At 66.0% G+C, this 20,134-nt stretch carries 20 protein-coding genes and 1 pseudogene; 17 read left to right on the top strand and 4 right to left on the bottom strand.

Annotated features, from left to right (window positions below):
* The first annotated feature begins 1 nt into the window (after position 1).
* The 5 genes from ACX80M_RS04845 to ACX80M_RS04825 all read left to right on the top strand — a co-directional run bounded on the left by ACX80M_RS04845 (position 2) and on the right by ACX80M_RS04825 (position 4,241).
* Positions 2 to 1,165 carry an acyl-CoA dehydrogenase family protein gene (locus tag ACX80M_RS04845; RefSeq protein WP_252600006.1) on the top strand — a complete coding sequence of 388 codons (1,164 nt, stop codon included), beginning with the start codon at positions 2 to 4 and terminating at the stop codon, positions 1,163 to 1,165.
* Positions 1,166 to 1,230: 65 nt separating this feature from the next.
* Positions 1,231 to 2,025, top strand: coding sequence for a CoA transferase subunit A (locus ACX80M_RS04840; RefSeq protein ID WP_252600007.1), 795 nt, complete (start codon positions 1,231 to 1,233; stop codon positions 2,023 to 2,025).
* Positions 2,026 to 2,027: 2 nt separating this feature from the next.
* Positions 2,028 to 2,795 (top strand): CoA transferase subunit B, encoded by a 768-nt coding sequence (locus ACX80M_RS04835; protein ID WP_459309112.1) that lies wholly within the window; start codon positions 2,028 to 2,030, stop codon positions 2,793 to 2,795.
* Positions 2,792 to 3,397: a MaoC family dehydratase gene (locus ACX80M_RS04830; RefSeq protein WP_252600009.1), complete on the top strand. Its 606-nt coding sequence runs from the start codon at positions 2,792 to 2,794 to the stop codon at positions 3,395 to 3,397. Before ACX80M_RS04835 ends, ACX80M_RS04830 begins: the two co-directional genes overlap by 4 nt.
* A 4-nt stretch (positions 3,398 to 3,401) precedes the next feature.
* Entirely contained in the window at positions 3,402 to 4,241 is an 840-nt protein-coding gene (locus ACX80M_RS04825) for an HpcH/HpaI aldolase/citrate lyase family protein (protein ID WP_252600010.1), read from the top strand.
* Between the two features lie 16 nt (positions 4,242 to 4,257).
* Here the strand turns inward: ACX80M_RS04825 and ACX80M_RS04820 are convergent.
* Positions 4,258 to 5,724: pseudogene (locus tag ACX80M_RS04820) on the bottom strand (lipase maturation factor family protein).
* Positions 5,725 to 5,770: 46 nt separating this feature from the next.
* Between ACX80M_RS04820 and ACX80M_RS04815 the strand changes: the two are divergent.
* From ACX80M_RS04815 to ACX80M_RS04775, 9 genes are all read left to right on the top strand, one after another.
* Entirely contained in the window at positions 5,771 to 6,517 is a 747-nt protein-coding gene (locus tag ACX80M_RS04815; protein ID WP_248761812.1) for a TSUP family transporter, read from the top strand.
* Positions 6,518 to 6,563: 46 nt separating this feature from the next.
* Complete coding sequence (gene dxr / locus ACX80M_RS04810) at positions 6,564 to 7,748, top strand: 1-deoxy-D-xylulose-5-phosphate reductoisomerase (RefSeq protein ID WP_252613670.1); 1,185 nt, start codon at positions 6,564 to 6,566, stop codon at positions 7,746 to 7,748.
* An 18-nt stretch (positions 7,749 to 7,766) separates the two neighbouring features.
* Positions 7,767 to 9,098, top strand: a complete 1,332-nt coding sequence (locus ACX80M_RS04805; RefSeq protein WP_252600013.1) for a M50 family metallopeptidase — start codon at positions 7,767 to 7,769, stop codon at positions 9,096 to 9,098.
* A gap of 48 nt (positions 9,099 to 9,146) precedes the next feature.
* Complete coding sequence (locus ACX80M_RS04800; protein WP_252600014.1) at positions 9,147 to 9,584, top strand: hypothetical protein; 438 nt, start codon at positions 9,147 to 9,149, stop codon at positions 9,582 to 9,584.
* Positions 9,585 to 9,740: 156 nt separating this feature from the next.
* Positions 9,741 to 10,406 (top strand): MarR family transcriptional regulator, encoded by a 666-nt coding sequence (locus tag ACX80M_RS04795; RefSeq protein WP_459309108.1) that lies wholly within the window; start codon positions 9,741 to 9,743, stop codon positions 10,404 to 10,406.
* On the top strand, positions 10,403 to 10,927 hold the full coding sequence (locus ACX80M_RS04790; RefSeq protein WP_104063097.1) for a hypothetical protein: 525 nt from the start codon (positions 10,403 to 10,405) through the stop codon (positions 10,925 to 10,927). Before ACX80M_RS04795 ends, ACX80M_RS04790 begins: the two co-directional genes overlap by 4 nt.
* A gap of 55 nt (positions 10,928 to 10,982) precedes the next feature.
* Positions 10,983 to 11,276 (top strand): YciI family protein, encoded by a 294-nt coding sequence (locus ACX80M_RS04785; protein ID WP_459309106.1) that lies wholly within the window; start codon positions 10,983 to 10,985, stop codon positions 11,274 to 11,276.
* A gap of 47 nt (positions 11,277 to 11,323) precedes the next feature.
* Entirely contained in the window at positions 11,324 to 12,490 is a 1,167-nt protein-coding gene (ispG, locus tag ACX80M_RS04780; protein ID WP_104063099.1) for a flavodoxin-dependent (E)-4-hydroxy-3-methylbut-2-enyl-diphosphate synthase, read from the top strand.
* Positions 12,453 to 13,343: a GNAT family N-acetyltransferase gene (locus ACX80M_RS04775; RefSeq protein WP_252600049.1), complete on the top strand. Its 891-nt coding sequence runs from the start codon at positions 12,453 to 12,455 to the stop codon at positions 13,341 to 13,343. Before ispG ends, ACX80M_RS04775 begins: the two co-directional genes overlap by 38 nt.
* Before the next feature lie 53 nt (positions 13,344 to 13,396).
* Here ACX80M_RS04775 and ACX80M_RS04770 read toward each other — a convergent pair whose 3' ends face one another.
* The 3 genes from ACX80M_RS04770 to ACX80M_RS04760 are packed head-to-tail and all read right to left on the bottom strand — an operon-like array spanning position 13,397 to position 15,590.
* Positions 13,397 to 14,053, bottom strand: a complete 657-nt coding sequence (locus ACX80M_RS04770; protein ID WP_459309104.1) for a TetR/AcrR family transcriptional regulator — start codon at positions 14,051 to 14,053, stop codon at positions 13,397 to 13,399.
* Complete coding sequence (locus tag ACX80M_RS04765) at positions 14,050 to 14,793, bottom strand: ABC transporter permease (protein WP_459309224.1); 744 nt, start codon at positions 14,791 to 14,793, stop codon at positions 14,050 to 14,052. Before ACX80M_RS04765 ends, ACX80M_RS04770 begins: the two co-directional genes overlap by 4 nt.
* An 8-nt stretch (positions 14,794 to 14,801) precedes the next feature.
* A complete protein-coding gene (locus ACX80M_RS04760) occupies positions 14,802 to 15,590 on the bottom strand; it encodes an ABC transporter ATP-binding protein (RefSeq protein WP_252607884.1) in 789 nt (262 codons plus the stop codon).
* 409 nt (positions 15,591 to 15,999) lie between these two features.
* Here ACX80M_RS04760 and ACX80M_RS04755 point away from each other — a divergent pair, with 409 nt between their 5' ends.
* From ACX80M_RS04755 to ACX80M_RS04745, 3 genes are all read left to right on the top strand, one after another.
* Positions 16,000 to 17,808, top strand: a complete 1,809-nt coding sequence (locus ACX80M_RS04755) for a proline--tRNA ligase (RefSeq protein ID WP_252600019.1) — start codon at positions 16,000 to 16,002, stop codon at positions 17,806 to 17,808.
* Between the two features lie 9 nt (positions 17,809 to 17,817).
* On the top strand, positions 17,818 to 18,612 hold the full coding sequence (locus ACX80M_RS04750; protein WP_252600020.1) for a sulfite exporter TauE/SafE family protein: 795 nt from the start codon (positions 17,818 to 17,820) through the stop codon (positions 18,610 to 18,612).
* 65 nt (positions 18,613 to 18,677) lie between these two features.
* Entirely contained in the window at positions 18,678 to 20,075 is a 1,398-nt protein-coding gene (locus tag ACX80M_RS04745; protein WP_459309101.1) for a pyridoxal phosphate-dependent decarboxylase family protein, read from the top strand.
* Positions 20,076 to 20,134: the final 59 nt, after the last annotated feature.

Here is a 20,134-nt window from a genome sequence, read left to right as displayed (position 1 = left end):
CATGGCAGATTTTGAGCTCAGCGAGGAATACCAGGACCTCAGCGACACCGTCCGGGATTTCGCGGACAACGTGGTGGCGCCGGTCTCGGCCAAGCACGATGAGGAGCACAGCTTCCCGTACGAGGTGGTGTCCCAGATGGCGGACATGGGCCTGTTCGGGCTGCCGTTCCCGGAAGCGCACGGTGGGATGGGCGGGGACTACTTCGCTTTGGCACTCGCCCTCGAACAGCTTGGCCGGGTGGACCAGTCCGTGGCCATCACGCTGGAAGCAGGCGTCTCCCTCGGCGCAATGCCGGTGTACCGGTTCGGTACCGAGGCCCAGAAAGAGGAGTGGCTCCCGCTGCTGGCCTCGGGCAAGGCACTCGCCGGCTTCGGACTCACGGAGCCGGAAGCAGGCTCTGACGCCGGCGGGACCAAAACCCACGCCCATCGTGAGAACGGCGACTGGGTGATCAACGGCAACAAGGAATTCATCACCAACTCCGGGACCGACATCACGCGCCTGGTCACGGTCACCGCGGTGACGGGTCAGAAGGAACGCAAGGATGGCAGCCTCAAGAAGCAGATTTCCACCATCCTGGTGCCCACCAATACTGCGGGTTTCAGGGCGGAGAAGGCCTACAACAAAGTGGGCTGGAACGCCTCGGACACGCACCCGCTGACGCTCAAGGACGTCCGGGTGCCGGAAGCGAACCTGCTCGGTGCGGAGGGGCGGGGTTACGCGAATTTCCTTTCCATCCTGGACGAGGGCCGGATCGCCATCGCGGCTTTGGCGACGGGGGCGGCGCAGGGCTGTGTTGACCTGTCGGTGAAGTACGCCAAGGAACGCAGCGCGTTTGGTCATCACATCGGCAAGTACCAGGCCATCTCGTTCAAGATCGCCCGCATGCAGGCCCGGGCCCATACGGCCCGCCTGGCGTACTACGACGCCGCGTCGAGGATGCTGGCGGGGAAGCCGTTCAAGACGCAGGCGGCCATCGCTAAGATGGTCGCAGGCGAGGCGGCCATGGACAACGCGCGGGATGCCACCCAGGTATTCGGCGGCTATGGCTTCATCAACGAATTCACCGTGGCACGGCACTACCGCGACTCCAAGATCCTTGAAGTCGGTGAGGGCACCACGGAAGTCCAGCTGATGCTCATCGCCCGCGAACTCGGACTGTAACAAGCCCGCTGGTCGGGAATGCCACGCGGTGGTCGAGCCTGTCGAGACCCTTGAAAGGACCAACGATGATCAACAAGGTTGTTGCCAGCGCCGAGGAAGCCATTGCGGACATTCCCGACGGCGCGTCGCTCGCGGTGGGAGGGTTCGGCCTCTGCGGAATCCCGGTGGCCTTGATCGATGCCCTGCACCGGCACGGCACGAAGGACCTCGAAACCGTCAGCAACAACTGCGGCGTGGACGACTGGGGGCTGGGCGTCCTGCTCCGTGACGGCAGGATCCGGCGGACTGTCAGTTCCTACGTCGGCGAGAACAAGGAGTTCGCGCGCCAGTACCTGTCCGGTGAGCTTGAGGTGGTCCTCACCCCGCAGGGGACGCTGGCGGAAAAGCTCCGGGCCGGCGGCGCCGGGATCCCCGCTTTCTACACCAAGGCCGGGGTCGGCACCCAGGTGTCCGACGGCGGCCTGCCGCAGAAGTACGACGCCGACGGCGGCATCGCGATTGCCTCCGCCGCCAAGGAAGTCCGGACGTTCAACGGTGTGGACTACGTCCTGGAGGAATCCCTGACGCCCGACTTCGGGCTGGTCCACGCCTGGAAGGGTGACCGCCACGGCAACCTGGTTTTCCACGCCACCGCCATGAACTTCAACCCGCTCTGCGCCATGGCGGGAAAAATCACCATCGCCGAGGTGGAGGAGCTGGTGGAACCGGGGGAGCTGGACCCCGAACACGTCCACACTCCCGGCATCTTTGTCCAGCGGGTGGTGGTTGTGCCCGCCGGTGAGAAGCGGATCGAGAAGCGGACCGTCGCCCTTGCCCAGGCTGCCGGAACCGAAAGCGCCACCGAACAGGCAGGAGCGTAGCCATGGAGTCCAACAGCACGCAGGGAGCACCTCCCCGCCCCGAAGCCGTACGGCCCGAATACCGGCGTGCCACCGTCGGCCATCCGGAAGGCACCACTCCGGAGGGCAAAGGGTGGACGCGCAACGAACTGGCCGCCCGGGTGGCCCGGGAGCTCAGCAACGGACAGTACGTCAACCTCGGCATCGGCATGCCCACGCTCATTCCCAACTACATCCCGGCAGGCGTCGAGGTGGTGCTCCACTCGGAGAACGGGATCCTGGGCGTGGGACCATACCCCAGCGAGGACGCGGTGGATCCGGACCTCATCAACGCCGGCAAGGAAACCGTCACGGTCAACAAGGGGGCCGCGTTCTTCGACTCCGCCTCGTCGTTCGGCATGATCCGCGGCGGGCACGTTGACGTGGCCGTGCTCGGCGCCATGGAAGTGGCGCAGAACGGCGACCTGGCCAACTGGATGATCCCGGGCAAGATGGTCAAAGGCATGGGCGGGGCCATGGACCTGGTCTTCGGCGCCAAGAAGGTGATCGTGATGATGGAACACGTGGACCGCAACGGCAACCCCAAAATCGTGGAGCACTGCTCTCTGCCGCTGACCGGCAAGGCCTGCGTGGACCGGATCATCACCGACCTCGCCGTGATCGACGTCGTCACCGAAGGCGGGCGGTCCCGGTTGGTTCTCCGCGAACTGGCCCCCAACGTCTCCGTGGAGGACGTGGCCGCGGCCACCGGCGCCGAGCTGTTCGAAGAGGACCAGGAGCTCACCGTATGAGCGGGGCTTCGGCGGGCTCAACCCCCGACGGTCCGGGCGCAACCACCGCCGCCCCCCGCGTCATCGAGCAGCGCGGCCTGTACTTTGATGAGCTCGAAGAAGGCGTTGTCTACGCGCACCGGCCCGGCCGCACCGTGACCGAGGCGGACAACGTCCTGTTCACCACGCTCACCATGAACACCCAGGCCCTGCACCTGGATGCCGCCTGGAGCGCAGGGCAGCCGTTCGGCCAGCGGCTGGTCAACTCCATGTTCACGCTGTCCACCCTGGTGGGGCAGTCCGTCTCCCAGCTCACCCAGGGCACCATCATCGCCCAGCTGGGCCTGACCGACGTCTCTTTCCCGCACCCGCTGTACCACGGGGACACGCTCTACACGGAGACGGTGATCACCGGCAAACGGCTCTCGGGATCGCGACCCGGCCAGGGGATTGTGACCATGCAGCACACCGGGCGGAACCAGGACGGCACCGTGGTGGCGCTGGCCACTCGGAGCTGCCTGATGTGGAACCGGGACGCCCATGTGGCGCAGTCTTCTGGACAATACGTGCAGCCTGCGGGAGCTGAAAAGGGGAGCGTGCCGGGCCCCAAAAGAGGACAATGACCGTATGACATTTGTGATGGGTCCCGCCCTGCTCTTCTGCCCTGCCGACCGCCCGGAGCGCTTCCCCAAGGCCGCCCAACGCGCCGACGCTGTCATCGTGGACCTCGAGGACGCCGTGGCACCCGCGGACAAACAGCGGGCGCGCGGCGCCATCCTGGCCCAGCTGGGCGCTGCCGGGGAGGGGCCCGAACTTGACCCCAGCCGCACCATCATCAGGATCAACCCGGCGGGCACCGACGAGTTCGAGAAGGACCTGCACTGCCTGGCCCACACCCCGTACCGCACGGTGATGCTGGCCAAGGCTGAGAGTGCGGCCCAGCTCGAAGCCCTGGCGGACTACCACGTCATCGCCCTGTGCGAGACCGCAGCCGGGGTCCTGAACGCGCCCGCCATCGCGGCGGCCCCCAACGTGGTGGCACTGATGTGGGGCGCCGAGGACCTCCTGGCTTCCCTTAGCGGTACGTCCAGCAGAGCGGACGACGGCGGCTACCGCGCCGTGGCGCTGCATGCCCGGTCCGCGGTGCTGCTCGCCGCCCGGGCTTTCGGGAAAGAAGCCGTGGACGCCGTGTACGTCAACATCCCGGACCTTGACGGGCTGGCTCTGGAGGCCGCTGATGCCGCAGCGTCAGGATTCGGCTCCAAAGCCTGCATCCATCCCACGCAGGCGGCCGTTGTACGGGGCGCCTACGCCCCGTCCGAGGCCGACGTCGCCGCCGCCACAGAACTGCTGCAGGTCGCGGCTGTTGCCGGATCCGGCGTGTTCCAGCACGGCGGCAAAATGATCGACGGCCCCATCCTCAAGCACGCCGAAGCCACCATCCGCCGGGCAGGCATCCACTCCTAGGGCTGCGGGCACCGAATCACCGCCGCCGCCTCCGGGAACCGCCGAGCGAAAGCGGCGGGATGGCCTCATAGAGCGGCATCCGGACCCAGCGCTCGCCCGTCTCCCGGAACTCAGCCCTGGTGGCGAAACGGTACAGGTAGCTGTTGACACGCACCCAGCGCGGCGGATCGCCGTCGAACGGGTCGGCGCGGAGCAGCCGCAGCGTCCGCTGGTCCGCCTCCAGCAGTTTCGTGAGGAACGCGTAAAACCACTCCTCGTGGACGGTGCGCAACGGCAGGAACCACATCAGCCAGTCCAGCCGCAGGTGGTAGGGCGCCCACTGGCGGGGCAGCCGGCGGAGATCTCCGGGTTTGCCCTTAAACCCATATTCGCGCCAGTCTGCTGAGTCCTCAGGTTCTTCGTCGAGGGTGCCTTCCACGACGATCTCGACGCGGTGCTTGGTCACGGTGCCAAACGCGCCATACGTGTTGACCAGCTGCCAGCGGTTGAAGCTGGCATTCATCAGCTGCCCCTTGGAGAGCAGGTTGCGCACGGGCCAGTAGCTGAGGACTACCAGCAGCATTGTGGCCACAAGGGTGACGGCAAGCCAGTACGGGGGACTGCCGCGGCTGCCTTCCTCAGGATCCCCGTCCAGCGGCAGGAACGGCAATACGGCGCGGGCCACGGGGTCGCTGACCGCGGCGAAGGCCAGCACAATGGCCATCCAGTTCAGCCACGCGAAGTTGCCGCTGGCCACCAGCCACAGCTGGGTGAAGATGATGATTCCGGCGGCGGCGCTTGCCACGGGTTGCGGTGCGAAGAGGAAGAACGGCACCACGAGCTGGGCGAAATGGTTCCCCAGGACCTCCAGCCGGTGGAAGGGTTTGGGCAGGAGATGAGCCTGGCGGCTCAGTGGCCCCGGCATCGGCTGCGTTTCATGGTGATATTAGAGGGCGGTCAGATCACGCCACTCCAGGCCGCCGCGGATCTTGATCATCCCGGCGCCGAACTCCAGCCGGAACACGAGCCAGGCCAACAGGATCAGGATGGTGCGCGGCGGCTCCGTCTGGTCCGAGCCAAGGAAGGCCACCGTGAACCCGGCCTCCAGCAGCAGCATTTCCCAGCCGAAGCCATAAAACGTCTGCCCCACGTTGACGATCGACATGTAAAGCAGCCACAGGGCCAGAAATGCGATCAGCGGAACCCACGGCGGCCCAAGCTGGGGGATGCCGGCCACCAGGAGGGCGGAAATTGCCAGTCCGGTGAGGCAGGCACCACGCAGCAGCCGGTCCGAATAGCGCCAACGGAACAGCGTGGGCCGCCGGCGCGCGCTGAACCCTTCCAGATAGTCCGGAACCGGCAACAGGCCACGTTCGCCCAGCAGCGCAGGGAACTGGTTCAGGGAGGACAGGAACGCAACAAAGAACAGTGCCGCCACACCCCGCTGCAGCACTTGCCGGGCGAATCCGTACTCCGGCGCATCGAACCAGGTAACCCAGTCCACGCAATCCACGTTACGCCCGGCGTCGCTGTCCGCCCACTAGGATCGGATGGTGTTTGCATTGGTACTCATTGCCGTTGTTGCAGGGGCGCTGGCCCAGCGGCTGGCCGGCCTCGGATTCGGCCTTCTCGTCTCTCCCGTCCTGGTGGTGCTGCTCGGCCCCTTCGACGGCGTCATGATCATCAACCTGTGCGGCGCGGCCTCATCCCTCCTGATCCTCTCCAGGGTCTGGCGGCATGTGGAGTGGAAGCGCTACTTCGGACTGGCGCTCGCGGCCCTCGCAGGGGTATTGCCGGGTGCCTGGTTGGCCAGCAACGTGGCCGAAGCGCCGCTGGAGATCTGCATCGGCATCCTCCTCATCATCGCCCTGCTGGCTTCGCAGCGGCTGACCCGCAGCTCCTGGCGCGCCAGTGGCCCCGTTCCCATGGTCTCCCTCGGCTTCACCAGCGGACTGATGAACGCGGCAGCGGGCGTCGGCGGGCCGGCCATCACCGCGTACGCCATTGCTACCCGGTGGGAGCAGAAGAGTTTCGGCGCCACCCTCCAGCCCTATTTCGTGACCACCGGACTGTCTTCCCTGGTGATCAAGTACGTACTATCCGGTGGACATGTTCCCGGACTGGACGGCTGGCAATGGCTCAGCATCCTGGCCGCCATGGTGGCGGGAATCATCGCGGGCGATCTGCTGTCCGGCAAGGTCAAACCGGCTGCCGTGCGGCGGATCGTTGTGGCCATCGCCTACATCGGAGCCGTGTCCACGCTGGCCAAGGGTTTCATCGAGCTGGCGGCGGGCTGACCGGACCGCGGGCCAGGTGCGGGCCGGGGTGCGGGATACTTAACCAATGCAGCCTCGCAGAATCGTCATCCTCGGATCCACCGGTTCCATCGGCACCCAGGCGATTGACGTCGTCGACGGCGCCCCGCACCTTTTTGAGGTAGTGGCGCTCAGCGCCGGCGGAGGGAACCTGCAGCTCCTGGCCCGCCAGGCCGTCCACACCGGTGCCGCCGCTGTGGGCATCGCCGCGGGGGATCCGCGCAAGCTGCGGGACCTGATCTCCGAGGCTGCCCGCCTCGCCGGGCGGCAGGACTACCGCCCCGAAATCATCGCCGGCCCGGACGCCTCGGCCCGCATCGCCGCGGTAGAAGCGGACGTAGTGCTCAACGGCATTACCGGCTCCATCGGGCTCGCCCCGACCCTCGCCGCCCTGAAATCAGGTGCAACGCTGGCGCTGGCCAACAAGGAATCGCTGATCGTCGGCGGAGCGCTCGTCAAGGCCGCCGCCCGCGAGGGGCAGATCGTGCCGGTGGATTCCGAGCACTCAGCGATAGCGCAGTGCCTGCGCTCCGGCTCCGCGGTCGAGGTTGAGAAGCTCATCCTGACGGCCTCCGGAGGGCCTTTCCGCGGCCGGACAAGGGAACAGCTCCACGACGTGACGCCGAAAGAGGCCCTGGCGCACCCCACGTGGGACATGGGGCTGATGGTCACCACTAACTCGGCCACGCTCGTCAACAAGGGCCTTGAGCTCATCGAGGCCCATCTGCTGTTCGACGTGCCGCTGGACCGGATCGACGTTGTGGTCCACCCGCAGTCGGTGGTCCACTCCATGGTCCAGTTCATTGACGGGTCCGTCATCGCCCAGGCGTCCCCGCCGGACATGCGCCTCCCCATTGCCTTAGGGCTGGGCTGGCCGGACAGGGTCCCCAAAGCGGCCTCCCCGTGTGACTGGACCAAAGCCACCAGCTGGACGTTCGAACCGCTGGACACCGTCGCTTTCCCGGCCGTGGACTTGGCCAAGGACGCCGCCAAGCAGGGGAGTACTTTTCCCGCCGTCTTTAACGCGGCAAACGAGGAAGCGGTCATGGCGTTCCACTCGGGACGCATCCGCTTCACCGAAATCGTGGACACCATCGATGCTGTCCTCAGCGAACATTCAGGATCCTCCGGGCTGACGCTGGAGTCGGTACTGGATGCTGAAGACTGGGCACGCACGCGTGCCCACGAACGTTTAGCAGTCAGCAGTCTCTAGGAAGCAGCAGATCCACGCATGAGCCCCGTCCTCCTCTTTATCCTCGGCGTCGTCTTTGTGGCGATCGGCATTGCCGTGTCCATTGCGCTGCACGAAGTGGGGCACCTGGTGCCCGCCAAGCTGTTCAAGGTGCGTGTCACCAAGTACATGATCGGCTTCGGCCCCACCCTGTGGTCCAAGCGGAAGGGTGAAACTGAATACGGCGTGAAAGCGATCCCGCTGGGTGGCTACGTGTCCATGATCGGCATGTATCCGCCCAACAAGGACGACGGCACCGTCCGCCCTTCCAGCACCGGCATGTTCCAGACACTGGCCACGGAAGCCCGGTCCATGGCACACGAGGAAGTGGGACCGGAGGACGCAAACCGCGTGTTCTACCGGCTGCCGGTGTGGAAGAAAATCATCGTGATGCTGGGCGGGCCGGCCATGAACCTGCTGATCGGCGTGATCCTGACCGCCGTCCTGCTGATGGGCTTCGGCATGGCCACGGCCACCACCACCATCGCCGACGTCTCCAAGTGCCAGGTGGCGGCCGGCGAGACCGTTGATCCCGATTCCCCGGACTGCCAGCTGACCCCCGCGGCCGCTGCCGGGCTCCTGCCCAACGACGTGGTCACCTCCTTTGACGGGAAAGCTGTCACCGGCTGGGACGAGCTGACCGAATGGATCCGGACCTCCGCGGGCAGGGAAGTCAGCATCACTGTGGAGCGCGACGGCGCGCCCGTCACCACCACGGTGACGCCGGTGCTCTCCGCCCGCCCCGTCGTCGGCGTGGACGGACGCCAGGCAAAGGACGACGCCGGCACCCTCCTGTACCAGGACGTCGGCTTCCTGGGCATCGGCGCGCAGACCGAACTGGTTCCCCAGCCGGCGTCGTCCGTCCTGCCCATGGCGGGCGAAAACATCAAGCAAGTGGCCGGCGTCGTCTTCAATCTGCCCGCCCGGGTGGTGGGCGTTGCCAAGGCGGCCTTCAGCGAGGAAGAGCGCGACCCCAACGGCCCCATCAGCGTGGTGGGCGTGGGGCGCGTGGCCGGTGAAGTGGCGGCCATGGAGGAAGTGCCGCTGCAGTCCAGGATTGGGGCACTGGTAGGGCTGCTCGCCGGCTTGAACTTTGCGCTTGCGGTCTTCAACCTGATCCCGCTGCTTCCGCTCGACGGCGGCCATGTGGCCGGAGCGCTGTACGAGGGGGCGCGGCGGCGGGTGGCCAAGCTGTTCGGCAAACCGGATCCGGGCGCTTTCGACATCGCCAAACTGCTTCCCGTGACTTACGTGGTGGCCACGTTGCTGATGGGCATGAGTTTGTTGCTGATTTATGCCGACATCGTGAAGCCGGTGAACCTGTTCGGCTGACTCCTGCGGACGTCTGGCTGGACGGATGTCCCGGATCTACCATGAAACATGGGCACGTTCGCCGTCCAATCAAAGAGCATTAGCCGCTGGATCCGGGCCGGGTTGTGGGCGCTGCCTGTCTCGTGGCTTGTCACCGCCTGGTCCACGCTGGACCCGCAGCCGGACCAGGCGAAGGACCCGGAGGCGTGGGCCCGTTTTGTCAGCTCCGATGCGTACCAGATCAGCCATCTTTTCGGCAGTACCGCAGGCACCATCCTGGCCCTGTTCGGTTTCTTTGCTTTGGGCTGTTCCATGGCCAACAGCAGGACGGGGAGCCTGGCAATCGCCTCGATGGTCACAGCTGTTGCCGGCACGGCTTTGCTGCTTGTTCCGGCGGTGATTTCCACGTTTTGCTGGGCCTGCTGCTCGTATTCGTTGGCACGGTGCTGCTGGGGATCGCGGTATGGCGTTCCGACGTGCTGCCGCGCCGGGCTGGGGCCGTACTGATGGCAGGCGCCGGTGGGTGGATCGCCTGGAGCGGATCCCGGCAGGCCACGACAGCACCTGATCGGGTGATTCTCGAAAATCAGTCTTTATTGGCTGATATTTAATAATCAGCTATTTTTGATTGATTATGAGTGATCACCTGCGTACGGTTAGGGCATGTACGTACTGACCATCGACCAGCGAGGCAGCACTGCCGACGTCGACCGTGTTCCCGATCTGATCGCCGCACTGCGCAGCCTCACACCGGCGCCCTTCGAACGGTCCGTGGGTGATGAACTCCAGGGTGTGGTGGAACATGCCGAGGACGTAGTGGAGATCGCCTTGTACGCACTCCGGAGCGGGCACTGGTACGTCGGGATCGGGATCGGGGCCGTACAGCTCACCCCGGGCGGAAGCCCCCGGGAAGGTTCCGGGAGCGGCTTTGTGGCAGCGCGAAAGGCCGTGGAACTCGCCAAGGGCTCGGCTGGTCAGGTGCCATTGTCGGTGGTGTCCGGCAGTATTGGCCGTGGACGGGAGATGCCTCCCCACGCCAAGGAGGGAGCCATGACCAGTGCAAATGCCCAGGCGGTGCTTCGCCTGATCGGACGGGTGGTGCAGCAACGCACACCAGCCCAGTGGCGGGTGGTGGACCGGTTGCGCGCGCTCCAGGGCGGCGAGGGAAAGCATGGCAGCCAGAAACACGTGGCCCAGGAACTGGGAATCACGGAGCAGTCGGTGAGCCGTGCTGTGCTTAGGTCCGGCTGGCTTGAGGAATGGGCGGCCAGGCCTGCCGCGGCCATGCTCCTGGACCACGCCCATTCCCAGATTGAAGGAGAACGGTGAACGCACTCTGGATCGCAGTTGCGCTGTTGGTGGCCGGATTCGCAGGATGGCCGGTGACCGCACTGGTGTTCCGGCTCGCCAGGACCATTGACGACAAAGCGGACGCGGCCACCAAGTCGGACCAGGACGCATCAGCCCAGGACCCTTCAGCCGACGTCACGGTAGACACCGTTTCGGAAGCCCCGCGGGCCGGTACGGGGCAAACCGTCGACGGCGAGCTGACCACGGGTGGCGGCCAGCCGCCGTCGGACGTTCCTCAGGTGGCGCCGGCGCTGCCGGCCCAGCGGATCCTGCGGGGTGGGGCAATCATCGGAGTCCTGGAACGGTTGGGCGTCTGCGTGGCCATCCTGACCGGACAGCCGGTGGCCATTGCCTACATCGTGGCCATCAAGGGCCTGGGCAGGTTCGCCGAATTGAAAGAGACCCCCGTGGCTGCGGAGCGGTTCATCATCGGAACGCTCACGTCCATGCTGTGGGCTGCGGGAACGGCGGCAGTGATCAAGGTAGTGTTCCTGCAGTGAGTCTTGCTGACTGCCCGGATCGGCGACAGCCCACCCCTGGGGATAGGGTGTCTTTATGACTGTTTTTGCCGTTGAGTATGTGTACGCCGCCGATTCCTCCGCCGTCCGTGATGATCACCGCCCCGCGCACCGCGCCTGGCTGGCGGGTCTGGCGGACGAGGGCCAGCTGCTGACCAGCGGACCCTACGGTGACGGGGCGGGCGCCCTGCTGATCTTCAAGGTCCAGGACGAAACCCACCTGAACGATCTCCTCAAGCAGGACCCGTTCGCCGTCGGCGGCACCATTGCCGGGATCCGGACAACCGAGTGGACTCCCGTGATCGGCCTCCTGGCCGCGCACGCATCCTGATTCCCGGACCCTTTTTTACTACCGAAACACCTACCCAAGGAGTCCACGTGACCTCGGTCAGCCTGGGAATGCCGTCAGCACCGCCGCCCGTTCTCGCCCCCCGCCGCAAGACGCGGCAGATCAAGGTGGGTTCCGTCGGGGTCGGTTCGGACTCGCCCATCAGTGTGCAGTCCATGACCACCACGCCCACCACGGACATCAACGCCACCCTGCAGCAGATCGCGGAACTCACCGCATCCGGTTGCGACATCGTGCGCGTCGCCTGCCCGTCGGCCGATGATGCAGAGGCCCTGCCAATCATCGCTCGCAAGTCCCAGATCCCTGTCATTGCCGACATCCACTTCCAGCCGAAGTACGTCTTCGCGGCGATTGAGGCCGGCTGCGCGGCAGTGCGGGTGAACCCGGGCAATATCCGCAAGTTCGATGACCAGGTCAAGGAAATCGCCCGCGCGGCGAAGGACCACGGGACCTCCATCCGGATCGGCATCAACGCCGGATCGCTGGAGCCCGGCATCCTGAAGAAGTATGGCAAGGCCACCCCCGAGGCCCTCGTGGAATCCGCCGTCTGGGAAGCGTCGCTGTTCGAAGAGCACGGTTTCAACGACTTCAAGATCTCGGTCAAGCACAACGACCCGGTCATTATGGTTGCTGCCTACGAGATGCTGGCCGAGCAGGGCGACTGGCCCCTGCACCTGGGCGTCACCGAAGCCGGGCCCGCCTTCCAGGGCACCATCAAGTCCGCCACAGCCTTCGGGGCGCTCCTGGCCAAGGGCATCGGCGACACCATCAGGGTTTCCCTGTCGGCGCCTCCGGTGGAGGAAATCAAGGTGGGCAACCAGATCCTCCAGTCCCTGAACCTGCGTCCGCGCAAACTGGAAATCGTCTCCTGCCCGTCATGCGGCCGCGCCCAGGTGGACGTGTACACCCTTGCCGAACAGGTCACCGCAGGGCTGGAAGGCATGGAAATTCCGCTCCGCGTGGCAGTGATGGGCTGTGTTGTCAACGGACCGGGCGAAGCCCGCGAAGCCGATCTTGGTGTGGCGTCCGGCAATGGCAAGGGGCAGATCTTTGTGAAGGGCCAAGTCATTAAGACTGTGCCTGAGAGCGAGATTGTTGAGACACTGATCGAAGAGGCCATGCGCATAGCTGAAGAGATGGGGGAGGCCGATGGCGAAGATGCTGTCAAGGGTAGCCCCGTGGTTAGCGTCTCATAAAGAGGACGCCGCGCCGGCGGGAATATCCGTCCGGACCCTCGCCGGCGCGGACACCGCTGCCCTGCGGCGCCTAGCGTCGCAGGATCCGGTGGCCAATGTCTTTATCCTGGCGCACCTCCGGGCGGCGGGCTCTGCCGCGCCCACTGCTGGTGGTGCCGGCGTCCTGGGAGTTTTCGACGACGGCATCCTGGTCGGCGCGTGCTGGGCAGGGGCAAACCTGGTCCCGGTCCAGCTTGACCCCGAATTTGCCGGGCTTGTCGCTGCCGCAGCAAGCAATTCCGGCCGCCGATTCGCCTCCGCCTTTGGCCCCGCAGATGCTGTCCTTGCCCTCCATGCTGAGCTGGCTGAACTAGGGCATGCGGCCCACGAGGTGCGGGATGAACAGCCGCTGATGACGCTGTGCGGGCCGCCGTCGGTGGAGGCGAACGCGGATCTGGGGCTTGGCCGGCTGGCCGATTTTGACCGGATCCTTCCCGCCTGCGCCGCCATGTTCGAAGAGGAAGTGGGCTACTCGCCGTTCCTGGGAGGCAAGGAGTTCTACAGCCGCCGCGTGGAAGGCCTCATCCGGCAAGGCCATTCATTGGCACACGTCAACGACTCCGGCGACGTTGTGTTCAAGGCCGAGCTGGGAGCTGTGACAGCCGACGTCACGCAGATCCAGGGTGTATGGATGAACCCCGGCTACCGCGGACAGGGTCTGAGCGCCGGCTACATGGCTGCCGTGGTGGAGAAGGCGCGCACGCTTGCCCCCGTCACCAGCCTGTACGTCAACGGTTTCAACCTCCGGGCGCGGTCCACTTATGAGCGCGTGGGCTTCCGCCAGGTTGGCACCTTCGCTACGGTTCTGTTCTAGCCGCCAGGTCGCTGGCCTCAGCGTCGCCGCCTTTCTGGCCACCCGCCGCCGGTTCACCGGTCACCCTTCAGGTCACCCGTCAGGTAATGCTGGACGTTCGGAGCCACGAGCCGCACAAGGTCGTCGGGCGAGGCAGACGCGAGTGGCTCCAGCCGCACCACATACCGGACCAGCATCACCCCAACCATCTGCGTGGCCACAAGGTTTCCGCGCATGGCCACTTCTTCGGGCGGGCCGGGGACTCCTGCCATGATCCGGCCGAGGATGGTCCGCTGCACCAGTTCCCGCAGCAGCAACGTCTTGGCCTTGGAGCCGATGGTTCCCCTGAGGAAGGCCACCAGGCTGTGCTGGGCCGGGCTCTCCCACAAGCGCAGCACGGCCCGCACGATCGCCTCTGCCCGGTCCTCTGGCGAGTAGCCGTCAACGCCCGCCAGGACTTTCTCCGGGTCGGCCGGTAGTGCCACACTCAGCGCGAAAAGCTCGTCCTTGCCCTTGAAGAAATGGTGGACCATGGCGGGGTCCACGCCGGTTTCCCGGGCGATCTGGCGCAGGCTGGTCCCTTCGAAACCGTGTTCGGCGAAAAGCCGCCGGGCTGTGTCCAGGATCTGTTCCCTCGACTCGGTGGCCCCGCCGCGCCGGCCCCGCCGGCCCGTACCCGCCGCGCTGCCTGCGGAACCCGGGGCGTCCGCCGGATCATGCTGTCCGTTCACGCTGTCCGCCGCCGCAGGGTCAGGGACGCGAGCACCAGGACCGCCAGGACAATGGCCACGATGACTCCGGCATCCATCCACAGCTGGTCTGTGGGCTCGGTGTTGGCGGCGATCTCCTGGAGGGCATCCACCGAAAAAGTCAGTGGAAGGACATTCGATACAGCCTCGAGGGCCTCGTTCATCCTTTCGCGGGCCACAAAGAGGCCACAGAGCAGGATCTGCGGGACTACCACCACCGGCATGAACTGCACGGCCTGGAATTCCGTCCGGGCGAAGGCCGAACAGAGCAGCCCCAGCGCGACGCCAAGAACCGCATTGATCACGGCAATCATGACCACCAGTCCAGGGCTGCCTTGGATGTCGAGCCCGAAGATCCAGTAGGCCACGGCGGTAGCCACCAGCGACTGCAGGGCGGCCATAATGGAAAATGCCAGCCCGTAGCCGAACAGCAGGTCCGCCTTGTGGATGGGAGTGGTCAGCAGCCGTTCCAGGGTCCCCGAGGTGCGTTCCCGCAGCATCGTGATGGACGTAACCAGGAACATAACCACAAACGGGAAGATCGCCAGCATCATCAGGCCAACCCGGTCAAAAGTCCTGGGCACCCCCGGCGGCAGCGTTTCATTCTCATAGAGAAAGTACACGGCGGTGAGCAGCAGCGCTGGGACCACCAGGATTAGCGCGATGCTGCGGTGGTCGTGCCGGAGCTGGTTGAGGACGCGCCGGGTGGTGGCCAACAGCATCAACAGGTTCATGACCGTACCGTCCTTTCGGGGGAACCACTGGGCACTTCGGCGGTGTCCTGGATGATGTGCAGGAAAGCCTTCTCCAGATCGGCACTGTGCCCGCGCCGGCTCAATTCCGCCGGCGTCAGCTGCGCCAGGAGCTTTCCCTCCCGCAGCAGGAGGAGTGATCCGCAATGGCTGGCTTCCTCCATCACGTGGCTGGAAACCAGCAGGGTGGTCCCGGACTCGGCCATGGACCGGAAACGGTCCCACAGGTCAGCCCGGAGCACCGGATCAAGGCCCACGGTTGGCTCATCCAGGACCAGCAGGCTGGGGCGAGCCACCAGGGCACAGGCCAACGACACCCGGCTCAGCTGTCCGCCGGAGAGGTCGCCGGTTTTCTGCCTGGCCTGCGGTTCAAGCCCGACGGCGGCGATCGCCTCTGCGGCCTCGGCGCGGCCCTTGCGGTGCATGGCGCCGAAGTAGCGGACATTGGCTTCGACCGTGAGGTCCGGATACACGCTGGGGGACTGGGTCACGTAACCCACCCGGTGTCGCAGGTCAGGGTGCCCGGCGGGCAGCCCCAGCACTTGGACCGAGCCGGACGTGAGCGCCTGGACGCCCATGATGGCCCGCATGAGCGTAGTCTTGCCGCTGCCGGACGGGCCCAGCAGCCCGGTGATCTCGCCTGCCTGGATGGCAAAGTCCAAGCCGCGCAGGACGGGAACCTTTCCCCGTGTGACGTGCAGGGCGGTGGCGGCCACAGCGATGCTGGCTTCCGTGACGGCCGGGGCGGTAGCTTCTGAATGGGACATTAATGCCTCCGAATGCTGGGAGTCCGCCTTTGAATTCATCAGGTGATGAATTGAAACTAGACCTGCAAAAGGCGGCCGTCAATTACTTCGAATGGAAAAACCCTTGTGGATGTGTCGGCTATCACATATGTTCGATCTAGCTGCGCTGGAGTGGGTGGGCGGTCTCACCAGTCCTCACCAGTACCTAGGCGTCAACGGCCATGGAGCCACGTCCGCATGCAATGACCAGCCGTTTACGGCCAGGGGCTTTGCATGCCGGGCGTGGCTCTATTGCGTCCCGCCCCCGCGGTCTCTGGGCCGGCTCAGGTTCCGCCGCCTGGCGTGCCGTGGATAGCCGGTAGATTAGTACCCAGAAGAATTGCCCGGCTCTGCTTTCCAGCAGCTACTCCCCAGAAACGGATAACCACCCGTGGTCACAAGAATGTCCAAGCTTTTCCTGCGCACGTTGCGTGAAGATCCCGTCGACGCTGAGGTCGCCAGCCACCGGCTCCTGGTCCGGGCCGGCTACATCCGCCGCGCGGCGCCCGGCATCTACACCTGGCTTCCGCTGGGGCTGAGTGTGCTGCGCAAGGTCGAGGCCGTCGTCCGCGAGGAAATGGACGCCATCGGTGCCCAGGAAGTCCACTTCCCGGCGCTGCTGCCGCGAGAGCCCTACGAGGTCACCAACCGCTGGACCGAATACGGCGAAGGTCTGTTCCGGCTCCAGGACCGTAAGGGTGCCGACTACCTGCTGGCCCCCACGCACGAAGAAATGTTCACCCTTCTGGTCAAGGACCTGTACTCGTCCTACAAGGATTTGCCCCTGAGCCTGTATCAGATCCAGAACAAATATCGCGACGAAGCACGCCCCCGCGCGGGCCTGCTGCGCGGCCGCGAGTTCATCATGAAGGATTCCTACTCCTTCGACGTGGACGACGCAGGCCTGGACGCCAGCTACGCCGCCCACCGTGGCGCCTACCTGAAGATCTTTGCGCGCCTGGGCCTGGAAGTCATTCCCGTTGCGGCCACCGCCGGCGCCATGGGTGGGTCCAAGAGCGAAGAGTTCCTGCACCCCACCGAGATCGGCGAAGACACTTTCGTGCGCTCCGCCGGCGGCTATGCAGCCAACGTTGAGGCCGTCACCACCGTTGTTCCGGCCGACATCGACTTCAGCAACGCCCCTGCCGCCGAGGTCCTCGATACCCCGAACACGCCCACCATCGATACGCTGGTTGCCGCGTCCAACGAACTGGCTCCCCGGAGCGAGGCCGACGGCGGCGCGTGGACGGGCGCCGACACCCTCAAGAACGTGGTTCTTGCCGTCACCCTGCCCACTGGTGAGCGCCAGCTTGTGGTCATCGGCCTGCCGGGTGACCGCGGCGTTGACTTGAAGCGCGTGGAAGCCAACATCGGTTCCTTCCTGCCCATCGGCGGCGAGATCACGCTCGAAGCAGCCAACGACGACGACCTCAAGAAGCAGCCCCTCATAGTCAAGGGCTACCTTGGACCCGGCCTGACGCTGGACCAACCCCTACTGGGCAGCGAAAGCTCAACCAAGCTCCTCTACCTGGTGGATCCCCGCGTTGTCAGCGGCACTGCCTGGATCACCGGGGCCAACGAAGCAGGAAAGCACGTGTACGGCCTGGTTGCCGGCCGCGACTTCACCTGGGACGGCGTCATCGAGTGCACCGACGTCCGCGAGGGTGACCCGGCCCCGGACGGCTCCGGTCCGCTGGAGACGGCCCGCGGCATCGAAATGGGCCACATCTTCCAGCTGGGCCGCAAATACGCTGAGGCCCTCGAGCTGAAGGTCCTGGACCAGAACGGCAAGCAGGTGGTGGTTACCATGGGCTCCTACGGTGTTGGTGTCACCCGTGCCGTCGCCGCACTGGCCGAATCCAACCACGATGACAAGGGTCTGGTCTGGCCCCGCGCCGTTGCCCCCGCCGATGTCCATGTAGTGGCTGTCGGCCGCGGCGAGGAAATCTTTGCCACCGCCGAGCAGCTGGCCCTGGAACTCGAGGCCGCCGGCCTGGACGTCATCTACGATGACCGGCCGAAGGTCTCCCCGGGCGTAAAGTTCGGCGACGCGGAACTCGTCGGCGTCCCCACCATCCTGGCCGTCGGCCGCGGCCTGGTGGACGGCGTTGTCGAGATCAAGGACCGCCGCAGCGGCGAAGCGGAGAACGTGGCCGTGGACAAGGCCGTTGACTATGTGGTCACCGCCGTCCGCAGCTGACCTGCGGCGGTGATTTCCGGGTTCGAGTCGATCCAGCTCACCACAATCATCCTGATTGTGGTGGCTGGATTTGCTGCCGGCTGGGTGGACGCCGTGGTGGGTGGCGGCGGTCTGCTCCAGCTGCCGGCGATGCTGCTGGTACCCGGGATTACGCCGGTCCAGGCCTTGGCCACCAACAAGATGGGGTCAATTTTCGGCACCGCCACGAGTGCGGTGACGTACTACGGGCGGGTGAAACCGGACCTTCGGACAGCCGTGCCCATGGCGGTGATCGCCCTTGCCGGCAGCTTCGCCGGGGCGGTGCTCGCCGCCACGCTGCCGGCGAGTGTCTTCAAGCCGATCATCGTGGTGGCGCTGGTCGTCGTGGCGCTTTTTACGGCGCTGAAGCCCAACGTCGGTGACCTCACCGTGCTGCGGCACGATGGCCGCACGCACTACGTGGTGGCATGCATGATCGGGGCCGTGATTGGCTTCTATGACGGCCTGATTGGTCCGGGCACCGGCTCCTTCCTCATCATCGCGCTCGTCTCGGCGATGGGCTATGCCTTCCTGGAGGCAAGCGCCAAAGCCAAGATCGTGAACATGGCCACCAACGCCGGCGCCCTGCTGTTCTTCCTGCCCCATGGGTCAATCCTCTGGGGTGTCGGGCTGCTGCTGGGCCTGGCCAACATGGCCGGCGGCTACCTGGGCGCGCGGACTGCCGTGAAGCAGGGAAGCCGCTTCATCCGCGTTGTATTCCTGCTGGTGGTGGGCGCCCTGATCATCAAACTCGGCGTCGACGTCTGGCAGGAAAACCTAGCCTGATAGGGTAGCCGAAACCCTCGCAGCCGGTATCGCCCGCAGCCCCCGGCCGGGCGTACCATGCAGGTATGTCCGCAGGCGGGGAACCCTATTCGGAAGCATTGTCAGTCGCGGCCCCTCGCGCCGCCGAGTGGCTGGCGAGCCTGCCGGACAGGCACGTCGGGCCCGCCCAAAGCGCCCACGATCTCGAGGCTGACTTCGGCGGGCCCCTTCCCGAACAGGGCATGCCCGCCGCAGCTGTGGTTGAGTACCTGGCGGACAAGGCCGAACCGGGACTGATGGCGATGCCCTCGGGGCGCTTTTTCGGTTGGGTGATCGGCGGGACGTTGCCTGCCGCCCTGGCTGCCGACTGGCTGGTCAGCGCCTGGGACCAGAACTCGGGCCTGCGTTACACCACCCCAGCGATAGCCGCCATCGAGGAGGGGGCCGGCCACTGGCTGCTGGACCTTCTCGGCCTACCGGCGGAATCCGACGTCGGCTTCACTACGGGTGCCACCATGGCCAACTTCACCGGGCTGGCTGCTGCCCGGTGGCGGTTGCTGGCCGATGCCGGCTGGGACCTCGACGGCGATGGCCTGGCAGGCGCCCCGCGGATCCGGTGCTTTGTGGGCCAGGAGCGCCACGAGACCATTGACCTGGGCCTGCGGTACCTCGGCCTCGGCCGGCCCGTCGCGGTCCCCGCAGATGGCCAAGGCAGGCTGCTGGCGGTGGAGCTGGACCGCCTGCTGTCGGAAGGGTCCGGGCCCGCGCTGGTCTGCCTCCAGGCCGGCAACCTCCACTCCGGAGCCTTCGACCCCTTCGACGCCGCCATCGAGGTTGCCCGGCGGCATGGCGCCTGGGTGCACGTGGACGGCGCGTTCGGGCTGTGGGCCGCGGCCGTGCCGGAATTCGTGGACCTCACCCACGGCATGGAGCTGGCCGATTCGTGGGGGACCGACGCCCACAAGACGCTCAACGTCCCGTATGACTGCGGTATTGCCATCGTCAGGGATTCAGCAGCGCTACGCAGCGCCATGGGACTGCAGCACACCAGCTACCTGATCCACGATGTCGAGGGCCCGGGCGACCCGTTTGAAAAAGCGCCGGAGCTCTCGCGCCGCGCCCGCGGCGTACCGGTGTGGGCGGCGCTGAGATCACTGGGCCGGGACGGCGTGGCCAGCCAGGTCCGCGAGTTAGTGCTGCGCGCCTCGCAACTGGCAGAGCAGCTGTCAGCACTGGACGGCGTCGAGGTACTCAACACGGTGGACTACACGCAGGTTTCGCTCGCCTTCGGGGACGATGCCACCACGCGCGCCGTGACAGCCCGCGTGATCGAGGACGGCAAGGTCTGGATGTCCGGTTCACACTGGCGGGGCAGGGATGTCCTGCGCGTCTCGGTCAGTAACTGGAGCACTGACGCGGACGACGTCGGCACTGCAGTCGAGGCGGTCAGCTCCGCTTTGGCGGCTGTCCGGGCAGCGGGCTGACCGCCGGCGAGGCCCCATCCGACCACCGGGGAGGCACTGTCCCGCACGGAATACATCCG

It is taken from the genome of Pseudarthrobacter sp. MDT1-22, from assembly GCF_054511035.1.
The sequence above is the reverse complement of the archived record's forward strand: the minus strand, read 5'-3'. Positions and strand labels throughout refer to the sequence as shown.

Excerpts from the sequence above, each read along its gene's own strand:
- ACX80M_RS04795 (WP_459309108.1), top strand. The coding sequence starts at position 9,741 with ATGTACGTACTGACCATCGACCAGCGAGGCAGCACTGCCGACGTCGAC.
- ACX80M_RS04835 (WP_459309112.1), top strand. The coding sequence starts at position 2,028 with ATGGAGTCCAACAGCACGCAGGGAGCACCTCCCCGCCCCGAAGCCGTA.
- ACX80M_RS04785 (WP_459309106.1), top strand. The coding sequence starts at position 10,983 with ATGACTGTTTTTGCCGTTGAGTATGTGTACGCCGCCGATTCCTCCGCC.
- dxr (WP_252613670.1), top strand. The coding sequence starts at position 6,564 with ATGCAGCCTCGCAGAATCGTCATCCTCGGATCCACCGGTTCCATCGGC.
- ACX80M_RS04760 (WP_252607884.1), bottom strand. The coding sequence starts at position 15,590 with ATGTCCCATTCAGAAGCTACCGCCCCGGCCGTCACGGAAGCCAGCATC.
- ACX80M_RS04800 (WP_252600014.1), top strand. The coding sequence starts at position 9,147 with ATGGGCACGTTCGCCGTCCAATCAAAGAGCATTAGCCGCTGGATCCGG.
- ACX80M_RS04805 (WP_252600013.1), top strand. The coding sequence starts at position 7,767 with ATGAGCCCCGTCCTCCTCTTTATCCTCGGCGTCGTCTTTGTGGCGATC.
- ACX80M_RS04745 (WP_459309101.1), top strand. The coding sequence starts at position 18,678 with ATGTCCGCAGGCGGGGAACCCTATTCGGAAGCATTGTCAGTCGCGGCC.
- ACX80M_RS04845 (WP_252600006.1), top strand. The coding sequence starts at position 2 with ATGGCAGATTTTGAGCTCAGCGAGGAATACCAGGACCTCAGCGACACC.
- ACX80M_RS04840 (WP_252600007.1), top strand. The coding sequence starts at position 1,231 with ATGATCAACAAGGTTGTTGCCAGCGCCGAGGAAGCCATTGCGGACATT.
- ACX80M_RS04765 (WP_459309224.1), bottom strand. The coding sequence starts at position 14,793 with ATGCTGTTGGCCACCACCCGGCGCGTCCTCAACCAGCTCCGGCACGAC.
- ACX80M_RS04830 (WP_252600009.1), top strand. The coding sequence starts at position 2,792 with ATGAGCGGGGCTTCGGCGGGCTCAACCCCCGACGGTCCGGGCGCAACC.
- ACX80M_RS04815 (WP_248761812.1), top strand. The coding sequence starts at position 5,771 with ATGGTGTTTGCATTGGTACTCATTGCCGTTGTTGCAGGGGCGCTGGCC.
- ACX80M_RS04825 (WP_252600010.1), top strand. The coding sequence starts at position 3,402 with ATGACATTTGTGATGGGTCCCGCCCTGCTCTTCTGCCCTGCCGACCGC.
- ACX80M_RS04775 (WP_252600049.1), top strand. The coding sequence starts at position 12,453 with ATGCTGTCAAGGGTAGCCCCGTGGTTAGCGTCTCATAAAGAGGACGCC.